This window comes from Betaproteobacteria bacterium (assembly GCA_016720925.1).
Taxonomy (GTDB): domain Bacteria; phylum Pseudomonadota; class Gammaproteobacteria; order Burkholderiales; family Usitatibacteraceae; genus UKL13-2.
Genome location: JADKJR010000004.1, coordinates 287,281 through 299,887 on the forward strand (window position 1 = coordinate 287,281; position 12,607 = coordinate 299,887).

Sequence of the window (12,607 nt, forward strand, 5' to 3'; positions counted from 1 at the left end):
CTTCGGATCAAGCCTTGGAAAAAGAACCATTCTCATTACTGGGAATGGCGACGTGTATAAGTGTGCCATTTCCTTGGCTCTCGATCAGCAACTCACCATTCAGCGCGTAGACACGTTCTCGCATTCCGATTAGCCCGAATGATGCGGCTTTGCGTCTGTTCTCACCGGTTATGCCAATGCCGTTGTCACGAACCTCGAGAATCAGGCAACTCGCAACATCCCGATAAAGTCTCAGCGAGACCTCAGTCGCTTTGGCATGCTTCACAATATTATTAAGCGCTTCCTGTGCAATTCGATAGAGCGGCGTTGCAAGCCGTTGATCGATTAGTAACCTCTCCGGATCGAGGTCGAAGGTGCAATGGATATGCGAGCTTCGCGACACTTGCATCACGAGCGCCTCCAACGCCGTCGCCAGCCCGAGATCGTCCAGCAATTGTGGGCGCAATCCAGCCGAGATCTGTCGTACGGAAAGCACGGTATGGTTCAGTAGACCATCCATGCGATCAATGTCCTCCAGCCAAGTCGCGCAGGCGGTCGCATCTGCGGGCGTCGCCATCAATTGCGACTTGAGGCTGGACATATCCATCTTGAGTACGGTCAACGTCTGGCCCAGGTCATCGTGCAGTTCCTGGGCAATTCGTTTGCGTTCGCCCTCTTGGGCTATTTCCAGCGCGACGCCCAATTGCCGCAATTCAGCGTGAGAGTGCTCGAGCGCCGCGCGATCCAGGTGCCGATCGGTGATATCGCGCATCATTTCCAGAATGATGTGTTTGCCGGCCTCTTCGAATACGCTGACCGCGACCTCGACGTATCGCAATTCACCACTGAGTCGAACAACCTTGCGTTCCATGATGGGCATCGATGGGGCGCCGGCCATAATTGATTCTATTGTTTGCCGGACACCGTCAAGAGAGTCTGAATGAAAAAACCTGAAGATTGAAGTGCCGGTCAAGTGATCCGATTCGGCGGCGCCGAAAAGCGTCATGGCTGCCTTGTTTGAGAAGATTATTTTCCCGTCTTGATGAATAAGAATGGCTTCCGGGCTGACCTCAACCAATCCGCGAAAACGCTGTTCGCTATTGCGCAGCGATATCTCGGCCTGCCGCCTCGCGGAAACATCGCGCAACATGACAGTAAAGAGTTTCCTGCCGTTTTGTGTTGTTTGCGAAATCGATGCCTCGAGCGGAAACTCCTCCCCATTGAAACGCAGCCCGATCAAGTCACTTTTATTGCCCATTTGCCGGTCGGAAATACCGGTAAGGCCAAAGCGCTCAACGTGTTGCGCATGGGATTCCCGAAAGCGTTGCGGAATGAAGCGCGAAAGCGGTGTGCCCGCGACCTGCACGGCATCGCAGCGAAATATTCGCTCTGCCGCCGGATTGAAATGCACAATGTTCTGGCTCTCGTCGACGCTGATGATCGCATCCATCGCTGAATAGAAAATTCCGGTGAAACGCCGCTCGTTTTCATGCGAGGCCAGCGACATCTGTTCCGCCAGGGTAAGGGCACTGTTGCGCGTGCGCACGGCGAACCACGTCAGGCCAAAAAGCAGCAGACTGATGATCGTGCCGCCAGCCAAAACGAGAAATGGTTGATTGTCACCGCGTCCGGAAAAAAACGCAGGCAGGGCTTCATAGCGAAGCGTCCATGAACGGCCGTTCAAGTCCAAAGTGGAAATAAGGGGAAGTGACGTGCGCCCGGTGTGGTCAAGAAATCGGGAATTTTGTCCAGATCAAATAGCAGTGACTCCCTACCAGGAAATAGCCCGTCGAAAATTTCGAGGTCAATGCCCTCTTTCTGTGCATCAAGCGCGCTACCCATCAGGTTGTTCACGCGAAAAGGAGCATAGACGTAACCAGCCAATTGAGTGCGGCGATTGTCAACGCTTTCCGGCTGAATGCCACCGCGATAGACGGGTACGTACATCAGGAACCCCGTTTGTCCCGGCTCATCCGTTTCATGAATTAATTTGACTTTGCCGGAGATAATAGCTTTCCCCTCATCGCGAGCGCGTTCCATTGCGGCGCGACGAATCGGTTCTGCAGACATGTCATAGCCAAAGGCGCTTGGAATGCGCGAACCGAAAGGTTCAAGATAAACAATGGGCATGTAGACATTGCGTACGCCGTCAGGTCGAATTTCATATTCGGTCAACCCTTCACTACGCATTGTCTTGATATGCGCCGCTTTGCCTTGATCGGTGATCATCTTGACAAAACCGATGCCTTGTACACCGGGAAACGATTCACCTATCTTCAGACGGTCGACATACACTCGCCATTGCGCCCGTGAAATCGTTCCCGTCGCATCGAATAGCGCAACGCCACCCCGTAGCACCTGTTCATAGGCATGAAGGCGATTGCGTATCTCCACGGTTGCCCGGTCGGCACGCAGCCGGAAGTCTGTTTCCACCCGCCTAAGTTGGCTTTCGCGCGTGAGATTCCAGCCAATTCCAGCGACAATCAGCCCCAATCCAAGGACGAGCCAAGGCATGAGTAACACAAAGAGGGAGAGAATCCGACGAGTATGAGGACCGTGTGTAATCACTATTTGTTCAAACGGGGAAACGGGATGCTGAATGATGAATGCGTATTGCGATGATTCGGGCAGTTGCCGCGCCAGCGTGATTTCACAACAGAACGCGGAAATCCGGCGATAACTGGCACATTATTGTCAAGTTGGCGTGTGAGTTGCATTGCCTTGAAGCAATTTTCATTTCAATGCGCCGAATGGGTCAAGTCAAGTCCCAGAGCCCTGTTGGCCGAACCCTGCAACGTATTCACAATACGCATAAGTCGCCGGAACGGATGCAAGGCACGCTGCTTTTTCGCTCGATCTCAAATAGACTTGTCTGTAGCGGCTATCCAAACAGCGATTCCCACAAAAGTGTCGGTAGTCATTGTGCGTGCATGGGACCGGAAATTCTGGACGAAGCGCGGAAAGCATCATTGCTGCCGATCGGTCTGGAAATCGAAGGAAGATGGCCACGTTGAAGGCCGAGTTTCGTCAATAGGAGCGATCGAGATCTATGTGGTACGCAGCAAGCAGATTCCGGCTAACGCGCTATTTCACGATTGCCAGTTTAATCGCGTTCACGGTCGTTGGACTCGCCCTTTTTGTACTTGAACGTCAAGAAGAGGTGTTTTTTGAGCAGGTTCAAGCAGAGCAAACAACTTTTTTCTCTAAAGTACAGCTGGAGCTTTCGGGCCAGCAGGAAGACAAAGCACGCAGCGAATTGCTGGCAGTACACGAAGCCGGTCATGAAAATCTGACGCGCTTTCTGGCGAATGTGTTGTGGGAGAAGAACATTGCACCTTTCATGGCAAAGGTGCAGCGCATTCCTGACGGTCAATGCCGCAGTATGGCTGACACGCCGGGAACGGAGCCAACGGTTGAAGTGAACGCCCGGCATGCGTGTTTCGCGGAAGTTGGCCGGAGGATCATGGAATTGCCTGCGTTTTCGTCACTCGATGCGACCGCCTACGCGGCGATGCGGTCGAGTACTGTGTTCAAGATCAAGGTTTTCGATCTGCGTGGAATTACTGTCTATTCCTCCGAACACACTCAAGTTGGCGAGGATAAATCTGAAAACCTTGGCTGGAAGACCGCAGTGGCGGGAAAGCCCGCAAGTGAATTGACACATCGCGACAAGTTCAGCGCCTTTGAAGGCGTTGTTGAAAATCGCGACCTCATTTCAAGTTACGTTCCTGTTCGCTCGCCTGGCGGCGATCGTGTGATTGGAGTCTTCGAGATTTACTCGGATGTGACGCCTTTTCTCGACCAGATCAACATTACTTCCGCGCGCATCCGGGAAATCACCGCGGCCAACCAGGCCAAAGTGGAGCGTGCAGCTAGAGATAACGAACAGAAGGTTCATTCAAGCTCCCAAAATTTTCTGGCCATCGTCGGCGGCCTGCTTGCATTGCTCTATGCGGTCCTGCTTTTCCTGGTGCGCAATGGACAGCGCATTCTCGACCAGCAGAGTCGCGCGCAAGAGCAGGCAACGCATCGCGAGCAGCTGTGGCACAGGGAGAAAATGGCCGCACTTTCAACCATGGCAAAGCATGTTTCGCATGAACTCGGCAATCCGCTGGCGACAATTGCCGGCCTGGCAGAGGAGATTGCCGGTCGGCAAGGTAACGGTGGCGGTGGCGCAAACCAGCCGAAACTGATTCTGGAACAGACGCAGCGGATCGGCGCGATGATTCGCCAGATCGCTGATTTTGCAGCGGCGCGAAGCGAAAAACCGGAACTCGCCGACATCAATCAAATGGTCGCGGCGATCCGTGATTTCCTGAGCTTCGATGGCCGCTTTCAGGCAACAAGGATCGAGTTCAGGCCGGACCTGCAACTGCCGGCGTGTGTCGTCATTCCGGATTCTCTGAATGAGGTCTTGATGGATCTTATGCAGGCATGTGTCGAAGGCAACGCAAAGCCAGAGCGGATTCTCGTGGAGACGAGAGTAGATGGCGCTGGTGTTCAGATTCGTATTGCTTGCGAACCTGCCTCGGCAGCGTTAAATTTGCTGTTCACTGAATCCGGCGAGACTATGCGATTCGAGTCAGCGAAACGCCGGGTCGCAGCGATGGGCGGTCAACTTGTGCTGGATGCAACCGGATTGTGGATAGCCTTACCCGTTGGTTGAGTAGCGGTCTGATTCGCCTTTGGAATGAATGACGGCATGCTGATCCTTGGAGACGTGAACCGGAAACCAGGATGGTCCCAGCTTAGCTTTGTATCCAGGGCAGTCCTGCCAGGCGCCAGCCGCCAACCCTGCCACGCTGCTGATTGGTGTCGAGGTTCCCTTCGAAGCCTTCCAGTACATTAAAGGCTCGCGCGTATCCGGATGCCATTGCCAGCGCCGCCGCTGCGTGCGAACGCTGGGCGCTACGGCACAAAAACAGGACAATGTCGTCGGTCGCGCAATGTTGTCGAAGGTCGGGCACGAATTGCCGATTGAGTTCTCCACTCGGCCAATGCTTCCACGGGATGAGCACAGACCCGGGCACGCGGCCAATGAATTCGTATTCGGCCACACTGCGAACATCGACAATTTTGGCGCTGTGTCTGGAAAATAGCTGCCAGGCTTCCCCAGGCGTTACCGCTCCAGCGTAGGGCAGGTCCAAGGAGTGGCCGCGCTCGTGAGCGGCGGCAAGGATTTCCTTGGCTTCGAAAAAAGGGGGGCTCATGGATGTCGATATTCCAGGTTTAGATTTGGAATAGGCAATGTGACACCCGGTCGCAGGGCGCGTCAAGCGACAAAACTTCCGTGGTCAGCAGGAAGAAATATGCGTTCTCGTCAAAGTCTGAAATTGATAACATCTTCCGCGGACGGGTAAAGGGCATAACGTGCCTGCGACTGGCGTCCGCTCGAAAGCGCGATAAATGCAAGCCCTGCACCATCGAGAAAATTGTTGGCCATTCGAGTGCACTCCGCGGATCATTTCCGCCGCAGCAGGGATCGCTGCGCGGTCTCCAAGTAAGGGTATTGCAATTGGCTTTGCAAAAGGCGCTGTCTGATCAAGGGGAAGGGCCGGTCGACGGATCCCTGATAGGCGACCGTGAAGTCCTTCAACGCTTTCACGGCGTCGTGAATGTCCTTGTCCGCCCGCACCGCGAAGGCATTGAAACCCACGCGCTGCATGTAGAACAACTGGTCTCGGAGCACGTCGCCGATGGCGCGCAATTCACCCGTGAATCCATAGCGCGTGCGCAGCAGTGTCGCGGTCGAATAGCCGCGGCCATCGGCGAATTTTGGAAAATTTATAGCGATGACGGCGAAGTGATTGATCGAATCGGCCAGCAACGACGCATCGTCGTGGCCGTCGAGCCATACACCGATTGGGCCGCTTTGCAGCGTGCCGCGTTGCGCAAGCCACACTTTCAACGGCACGATCACCTTGCCGGTGGGCAGGACGGCGGTTGCCGTGTCCTCGGCGGCGGGAATCAGCTTCCATTCGTCCGCTACAACCGCGCCATCGCGGATGATGTAAGTGATCTCAGACATTGGTAACCTCCGCGACGTTATGTACTGCCTTCCGGTCGTAGACACGCGCCTTGAACGGCTCGATGCCGACGCGCTTGACTGTATCCAGGAAGAGCTCGTCCTCGTGCCGCAGGTCCACGTAGGTCGTGATCAGCTTTTCCACCACGTCGGCCATTTCATCTTGCGCGAACGAGGGGCCGATCACTTTGCCCAGCGCGGCATCCAGTCCCTGCGATCCGCCGATGCTGACCTGGTAGAACTCCTCGCCGTGCTTGTCCACGCCAAGAATGCCAATGTGACCGACATGATGATGACCACAGGCGTTCATGCAGCCGGAAATATTGATCGCGATATCGCCGATGTCGAACAGGTAATCGAGATCACCGAGTTTTTCTTCCACGCGGCGTTGAATCGCTTCGGCGACGGGTATCGATTTCGCGTTGGCCAGCGAACAGAAATCGCCACCCGGGCAGGAAATGATGTCGGTGAGTAGGCCGATATTCGGTGTCGCGAAGCCGATGGCTTTCGCACGTTGCCAGACAGTGAACAGTTCACCGATCTTCACATCGGCCAGGATGATGTTCTGTTCGTGCGAAACGCGGATTTCGCCATAGCTGAATTGGTCCGCCATATCCGCGACTGCATCGAGTTGCGCGTCGGTGGCGTCGCCTGGCGGAACGCCGGTCTTTTTCAGCGATAGCGTGACGGCGGCATAACCCGGCTGCTTATGGCCGAACACATTGCGGCTCACCCAGCGGGCAAAGGCCTTGCTCTCCAGTTGGTGTTTCTCGAATTCGGCGTTGATCGCGGATAGTTTTTCGTAGGCCGGATCGACAAAGTGTTCAGAGACGCGATCAATCTCCGCCTGAGTAAGCGTGGAGGGGCCATCCTTCAGGTGCGCCCATTCGGCCTCAACTTCGGCACGGAACTTGTCAAGACCCATTTCCTTGACCAGGATCTTTATGCGCGCCTTGTACAGGTTATCGCGGCGCCCGAAACGGTTGTAAACGCGAAGGACTGCATCGAGGTACGTGAAAAGATGTTCCTTTGGCAGCGCCTCATACACGACGTGACCGAGGATAGGTGTGCGGCCCAGTCCGCCGCCAACGAGGATGTTGAACGCCACGTCGCCGGAAGCCGTCTTGACCGCATGAATGCCGATGTCGTGAAACAGCGTGCCGGTCCGGTCTTCCCGTGCACCGTTGACGGCCATCTTGAATTTGCGTGGCAAGTAAGCGAATTCGGGATGAAACGTGGACCACTGGCGAATCAGTTCCGCGTACGGACGCGGATCGATCAATTCATCATGAGCGATGCCGGCAAACTGGTCGGAGGTGGTATTGCGGATGCAGTTGCCGGAGGTCTGGATGGCGTGCATTTCCACGCTGGCCAGGTCAGCGAGGATATCGGGAACCTGTTCGAGCTTCGGCCAGTTGTACTGGATATTCTGGCGGGTGGTGAAATGGCCGTAGCCGCGATCGTACTTGCGGGCGATGTGCGCGAGCATCCGCACCTGTGTCGATGACAGCAATCCGTAGGGAATGGCGACCCTGAGCATCGGCGCATGTTTCTGGATGTAAAGGCCATTCTGCAAGCGCAGCGGGCGGAATTCTTCTTCCGACAATTGCCCGGCGAGATAGCGTTCGGTCTGTCCGCGGAATTGGGCAACCCGTTCGTCAACGATAGTCTGGTCGTACTGGTCGTAGCGGTGCATGATTGTTGTGCGCGGGTGGTTGGTGCCTGACTCTGGCCAGATCCACGCTCACGCTTCCATAAGTTGATGAAACAGAATCGTAGCGGTCGAGAGTTATATCAAGAAAGACTTTATTGGTAATATATATATTAAGTAGGCATATAGACAAAGGTGCCGTGATTCTCGATCGAAAGTGCTGCCGTGATCGCGGTATCCCGAATTCGTGCGCCGCAGCATCGGATTTCGCGGTTTGCGGCTATCATTTGGTTTCTACAAACAAACAAGGGGGCTCACATGGCAATGGTTGATCGAATCAAGAACATCCTTATCACCCCGAAGGCCGAGTGGCCGGTCATCGCCGGTGAATCCACATCCAATGCCGATGTGGTGAAGGGCTACATCCTGCCGTTGGCGGCAATCCCGGCGGTTGCAAGCTTCGTTGGCGGGTCGCTGATCGGTCACAGCATTCCGTTCCTCGGTGGCACCTACCGGGTCCCGGTCATCGCGGGTATCGGCCTCGCGATATTCAGTTTCGTGATGGCCATCGTGGGTGTTTATGTCCTGTCGTTCATTGTCAATGCCCTGGCGCCAACCTTCAATGCGGAAAAGAGCGATACGCAGGCATTCAGGCTCGTGGCGTATTCGTCGACGGCCGGCTGGCTGGGCGGCATTTTTCAGATGATTCCGGGTTTGGGCTTACTGGGTGTCCTGGCATCGATATACGGTGTGTTTCTGCTGTATCTCGGACTGCCGCGCCTGATGAAATGCCCGGAAGAAAAGGCAATTGCCTACACGGCCGTGATCGTGGTGGTGGCCATCGTCGTGTTCGTGGTCATCGGCGCCATCAGCGCGGTAATTGGCGGCATCGGCGGTGCGGCGTCGGGTGCATTTGGTGGCCTTGGCGGGCGGACACAAAGCTCTTCCAATGTCACCTTCGACAAAGACAGCCCGATGGGGAAACTCGAATCCTTCGGCAAGAACATGGAAGCCGCCGGCAAGAAGATGGAGGCCGCGCAGAAGAGCGGCAACCAGGAAGAAGCCATGAAAGCCGCGATGGCCGGCCTGGGCACGGCGCTGGGCGGCGGAAAGGCTGTCGACCCCATCGGCATTGATCAACTGAAACCGTTTGTGCCCGAGACCTTCGCCGGTCTCGGCAAGAAATCCAGCCGCGCCGAAAAAACCGGCGCGATGGGGCTAATGGTGTCGAAAGCCGAAGCGCGATATGCCGACGACGCCAACAAGAGCGTCGAGCTGGATATTTCCGACACCGGCGGGGCCAGCGGCTGGGTGGCACTGGCCAGCTGGGCCGGTGTGCAAGGGGAAAAGGAAGATCAGTACGGCACGGAAAAAACCACAAAGGTCAACGGCCGCATGGTGCATGAGCGCTCGGGTAAGGACGGCAGTTCGGAATACAGCGTCGTGCTGGGCGAGCGTTTCGTGGTCAGCGCGAAGGCGCACGGCGTGGATCTGAATTCGCTGAAGGCGGCAGTTTCCTCACTTGATCTGGGCAAGTTGGAATCGATGAAGGATGTCGGCGTACAGAAGTAAGGATTGAGCGGTAATGCCGTTCTCCTGCAGCGCTCACGGTCCGAACCGGCGCGTCGCGTAAATCCCCAATCCCGTTGCCACGCTGGAAAATCGGTCTCCTGCCACTTGTTTCGCATTCGGGAATAATCCCGCAATGCGATCGGTGAGAAATCGAAGGCCTGTTGAGCCACCGGTGAAATACAGCGCGTTTATTTGCGCGGCGTGCAAGCCCGCCTGCTGCAATGTCTCCCGCGCCGCCTGCACAATCCGCATGACTTTATGATCGAGTGCCTCGGCCTGTTGGGCATCGCTGAATGACACTTTGAAGCCGGCTTCCAGCACAGCGAGATCAATCACCGCTTGACCCTGAATCGCAACGTCGATTTTCGCCCGTTCCGCGAGCGCGGCGAATTGATGTCCGAGATGTTGGGTCACCACCGACATCAGTCGCTGATAGCAAGCCGGATCGGCATACATGCTGATCATCTCGCGCAGTTCGATGACGCGATTGTGCCCATACACCGTATTGATGAGATGCCAAGTGGCGAGGTCAAAATACACCTTGCCGGGCACGCGCCGACCGTTCGGACCGGATGAACCATAGCCCAGCACCGGCATGATTGCGGCAAGATTCACGGACTGGTCGAAATCTGTTCCGGCGACATGAATACCGTGATTGGCGAGGATGTCCTCTTGGCGAGCCACGCGCGTGCGACGTGTTGGTCCGACACGCACCAGCGAGAAATCCGATGTGCCGCCGCCGATATCGGCGACCAGTACAACTTGCTCGCGATCAATGCTCGATTCATAGTCCAGCGCCGCGGCAATGGGCTCAAATTGAAACGCCACCTCGGTAAATCCTGCCGCGTGCGCCGCCGCCTCGAGCGAGGCTTGCGCCTTGCCGTCGCGTTCCTTGTCACCGTCGACAAACCAAACTGGCCGGCCGATGACGATGCGCTGAAGTGGGGCGCCATGTTGCAATTCGGCGACGCGCTTCAGGTGCTTCAGATAGCCGATCACCACATCGAGATATTTGATACTGATGCCATGACCGATCTCGGTGGATTGTTCCATCAGGTCCGAACCGAGAATGCTCTTGATCGAACGCATCAGCCGCCCGTCGAAGCCATCCACGTAAGCTGCGACGGCCACGCGTCCAAAGCAGCGCGTTTCGTCTTCCGCGTTGTAGAACACCGCAGTGGGCATCGTGCGAAAGCCGGGCTCCAGTTCAACAAGTCGCATGCCGGTTTCCGTGGGAATGGTGATTGCGGAATTGGATGTGCCGAAGTCAATGGCGCAGTAATCTGGAATGTGCATGAATCGAGATCGGATACGGCGAGAGGGACGCGGATTATAGCGGGGGGCGATTGCGCGAAGGGCAATATCTCTGCAAAATACGAAACTCAAGCACTGGCGCGGCTTTCCAGCAAAAAAAGCCCGGAAATCCGCGCCAGTGCTAGAGTTTTAACCTCGGTCATGGCGCATTGACACCTTGCGCGGCCATCTCCGCAAAAAGACTCTGGCTGCCGTGGTTGATGATTTTCAACGTCAGGAATGCCGATTCGGGCGCGGGAGATCGGTCAGCTTTCTACCCCCCCAATCTGCCGCAGAAAGTCCGCAATTGTCTTGCCGGACTCATCGCGGAAGGTCTTGTCGCGGACGGCAAGCGTGCGCATGCGGTCGAGCCTGAACATGCGGAAAGCTTGCCGCAGCTCGCACCATGCGGCCAGCGTCCAACGTTCACCCCAGAAGTGCAATGCAACCGGGCGCAGTTCGCGTTGCGATTCGCGTTTGTCCTCCGTCACGTAATCGATATGTACAAACTGCCTTGCTTTGATAGCCTGCCGCAACGCTTCAAATCGACTTGCCACCTCGCGGTCAATGTGAAAATCCGGAACGTACACCTGCGTTGTCTCAAGCGCGGCGCGGCGATTATCCGGCAGCACCGCGGCGATTTTTTCCATCGCGCGTTCGGCACTTTTGGCGAGTGCCTTGCCGCCATAGGCGCTCGCCATCCGTGCGCCGATCAGCAGCGCTTCAACTTCGTCATAGTCGAACATGAGCGGGGGCAGGTCAAAGCCTTTTTTCAGCGCATAGCCGACACCGGCTTCGCCCAAAATCGGCACACCGGAGAGCGACAGATCCTGTACATCGCGATAGATGGTTCGATCGGAAACACCGAGACGCTCGGCGAGATAGCGGGCGGTGGTGAGCCGCCGTCCGCGAAGTATCTGGACGATTTCAAAGAGGCGATCCGCCCGGCGCATCTAGCCTTTGCCTCGCGCGGCATCACTGGAGAGATCTTTCCAGTTCCACCATTTCAACTTTTCCGGGTCGTGTTTGGCGTTTGAGGCGTAATACACCGCGCAGCGAAATGTGTAGAGCACGCACGGATCCTGCCGCTCTCCGGTGAGTTCGCAAAGCTTCTTGTATAGCGCCTCCGGGCTACGGCCTTTCAACTGCGCCACGCGCGTGATGCCCATGCTGATCAGGTCCTCCGCAATGCTGGGGCCGACGCTGGGGATTTCTTCCAGCTCGGATTTGGCGCCCTTGGCGCGCAACACGGACTTAGCCACCGTGGCCGGCCTTGAAATGCGGATTCTCGATGAGTCCGACGACGTTGCCGAAAGGGTCGCATACCGAGGCCACGCGAATACCGTCGCCCACATCCTTGATCTCCTCGTTGGGTTTGGCGCCGAGCGCGACGAGACGCGCGTACTCGGCATCAATATTGGGAGTGCCCCAGTACGTGGCGACACCCGCATTTCCGTCTGGTGCGTCAGGCAACAGTCCCAGCTCGTAGCCGCCGATATTGAAGCCAACATAAAATGGCTCATTGAAATACGGTGGATGGCCAGCCACCTGCGTGTACCACACGATGGCTTTGGCGAGGTCGTTGACGTGATAAATAACGGTGCGCAGCCCCTGGAACATGGCGTTCTCCCAATGTTGTGGCGACTATCCTAACGCATGCAGCCCGACGCGGTTGCCTTCGGTATCGCCGATATGCGCGAAGTAACCCATGCCGGGCGGTAACGCGGTCTTGCTGGTGAGAATGGTACCGCCCGCCTGTGCAACGCGGCCCAGCACGCGGTCGATCGAAGGCGCGCAATTCAAGTAGACGACGACACCGTCCGCGTGCGGACGATAGCGCGGATCATGTATGACACAACCTGCCGTGCCGTCCACGCTGGCGGGAAATATCGCCATGTTGGTTGCGTCGGCGCCAAATTTTTCGACCTTCAATTGCGTATCAAGGATGGCGTCGTAAAAGCCGACCGCGCGCTTGAAATCGACCGAGGGCAATTCAAACCAGTTGATGGCGTGCTGGGTATTTTCCATTCGGGGCTCCGTTTAGAGGGCTGTGCAGGTGCACGAATGGAATCGTAAATGAGGGCTAC

12 protein-coding genes are annotated in these 12,607 nt (G+C 56.3%); 2 read left to right on the forward strand and 10 right to left on the reverse strand.

Annotated elements, in window-relative coordinates; all coding sequences use genetic code 11:
- Nucleotides 1–7: 7 nt before the first annotated feature.
- Nucleotides 8–1,663 (reverse strand): PAS domain S-box protein, encoded by a 1,656-nt coding sequence (locus IPP88_07630; protein ID MBL0122596.1) that lies wholly within the window; start codon nt 1,661–1,663, stop codon nt 8–10.
- The gene (locus tag IPP88_07635) at nt 1,660–2,547 is read right to left on the reverse strand and encodes a CHASE domain-containing protein (protein MBL0122597.1); all 888 of its coding nucleotides are present in this window, start codon (nt 2,545–2,547) and stop codon (nt 1,660–1,662) included. The genes IPP88_07630 and IPP88_07635 overlap by 4 nt, the downstream gene beginning before the upstream one ends.
- A gap of 481 nt (nt 2,548–3,028) precedes the next feature.
- On the opposite strand from IPP88_07635, the gene IPP88_07640 reads away from it, so the two are divergent.
- Entirely contained in the window at nt 3,029–4,645 is a 1,617-nt protein-coding gene (locus IPP88_07640; protein ID MBL0122598.1) for a HAMP domain-containing histidine kinase, read from the forward strand.
- Between the two features lie 82 nt (nt 4,646–4,727).
- Here IPP88_07640 and IPP88_07645 read toward each other — a convergent pair whose 3' ends face one another.
- The 3 genes from IPP88_07645 to IPP88_07655 all read right to left on the reverse strand — a co-directional run bounded on the left by IPP88_07645 (nt 4,728) and on the right by IPP88_07655 (nt 7,700).
- Nucleotides 4,728–5,189, reverse strand: coding sequence for a rhodanese-like domain-containing protein (locus IPP88_07645; protein ID MBL0122599.1), 462 nt, complete (start codon nt 5,187–5,189; stop codon nt 4,728–4,730).
- A 251-nt stretch (nt 5,190–5,440) separates the two neighbouring features.
- The gene (locus tag IPP88_07650; protein MBL0122600.1) at nt 5,441–5,998 is read right to left on the reverse strand and encodes a DUF934 domain-containing protein; all 558 of its coding nucleotides are present in this window, start codon (nt 5,996–5,998) and stop codon (nt 5,441–5,443) included.
- Between the two features lies 1 nt (nt 5,999).
- Nucleotides 6,000–7,700 carry a nitrite/sulfite reductase gene (locus tag IPP88_07655; GenBank protein MBL0122601.1) on the reverse strand — a complete coding sequence of 567 codons (1,701 nt, stop codon included), beginning with the start codon at nt 7,698–7,700 and terminating at the stop codon, nt 6,000–6,002.
- A 273-nt stretch (nt 7,701–7,973) separates the two neighbouring features.
- On the opposite strand from IPP88_07655, the gene IPP88_07660 reads away from it, so the two are divergent.
- Nucleotides 7,974–9,227: a YIP1 family protein gene (locus tag IPP88_07660; GenBank protein MBL0122602.1), complete on the forward strand. Its 1,254-nt coding sequence runs from the start codon at nt 7,974–7,976 to the stop codon at nt 9,225–9,227.
- 33 nt (nt 9,228–9,260) lie between these two features.
- On the opposite strand, the gene IPP88_07665 is transcribed toward IPP88_07660, so the two are convergent.
- The 5 genes from IPP88_07665 to IPP88_07685 form a co-directional block, all read right to left on the reverse strand.
- Nucleotides 9,261–10,523, reverse strand: coding sequence for an Hsp70 family protein (locus IPP88_07665; GenBank protein ID MBL0122603.1), 1,263 nt, complete (start codon nt 10,521–10,523; stop codon nt 9,261–9,263).
- Nucleotides 10,524–10,786: 263 nt separating this feature from the next.
- Nucleotides 10,787–11,473, reverse strand: coding sequence for a YafY family transcriptional regulator (locus tag IPP88_07670; GenBank protein ID MBL0122604.1), 687 nt, complete (start codon nt 11,471–11,473; stop codon nt 10,787–10,789).
- Nucleotides 11,474–11,875, reverse strand: coding sequence for a helix-hairpin-helix domain-containing protein (locus IPP88_07675; protein ID MBL0122605.1), 402 nt, complete (start codon nt 11,873–11,875; stop codon nt 11,474–11,476).
- Nucleotides 11,775–12,140, reverse strand: coding sequence for a VOC family protein (locus tag IPP88_07680; protein ID MBL0122606.1), 366 nt, complete (start codon nt 12,138–12,140; stop codon nt 11,775–11,777). Before IPP88_07680 ends, IPP88_07675 begins: the two co-directional genes overlap by 101 nt.
- A 24-nt stretch (nt 12,141–12,164) precedes the next feature.
- On the reverse strand, nt 12,165–12,548 hold the full coding sequence (locus IPP88_07685) for a VOC family protein (GenBank protein ID MBL0122607.1): 384 nt from the start codon (nt 12,546–12,548) through the stop codon (nt 12,165–12,167).
- Nucleotides 12,549–12,607: the final 59 nt, after the last annotated feature.

Excerpts from the sequence above, each read along its gene's own strand:
- IPP88_07640 (MBL0122598.1), top strand. The coding sequence starts at position 3,029 with ATGTGGTACGCAGCAAGCAGATTCCGGCTAACGCGCTATTTCACGATT.
- IPP88_07645 (MBL0122599.1), bottom strand. The coding sequence starts at position 5,189 with ATGAGCCCCCCTTTTTTCGAAGCCAAGGAAATCCTTGCCGCCGCTCAC.
- IPP88_07655 (MBL0122601.1), bottom strand. The coding sequence starts at position 7,700 with ATGCACCGCTACGACCAGTACGACCAGACTATCGTTGACGAACGGGTT.
- IPP88_07660 (MBL0122602.1), top strand. The coding sequence starts at position 7,974 with ATGGCAATGGTTGATCGAATCAAGAACATCCTTATCACCCCGAAGGCC.
- IPP88_07665 (MBL0122603.1), bottom strand. The coding sequence starts at position 10,523 with ATGCACATTCCAGATTACTGCGCCATTGACTTCGGCACATCCAATTCC.
- IPP88_07670 (MBL0122604.1), bottom strand. The coding sequence starts at position 11,473 with ATGCGCCGGGCGGATCGCCTCTTTGAAATCGTCCAGATACTTCGCGGA.
- IPP88_07675 (MBL0122605.1), bottom strand. The coding sequence starts at position 11,875 with ATGTGGGCGACGGTATTCGCGTGGCCTCGGTATGCGACCCTTTCGGCA.
- IPP88_07680 (MBL0122606.1), bottom strand. The coding sequence starts at position 12,140 with ATGTTCCAGGGGCTGCGCACCGTTATTTATCACGTCAACGACCTCGCC.
- IPP88_07685 (MBL0122607.1), bottom strand. The coding sequence starts at position 12,548 with ATGGAAAATACCCAGCACGCCATCAACTGGTTTGAATTGCCCTCGGTC.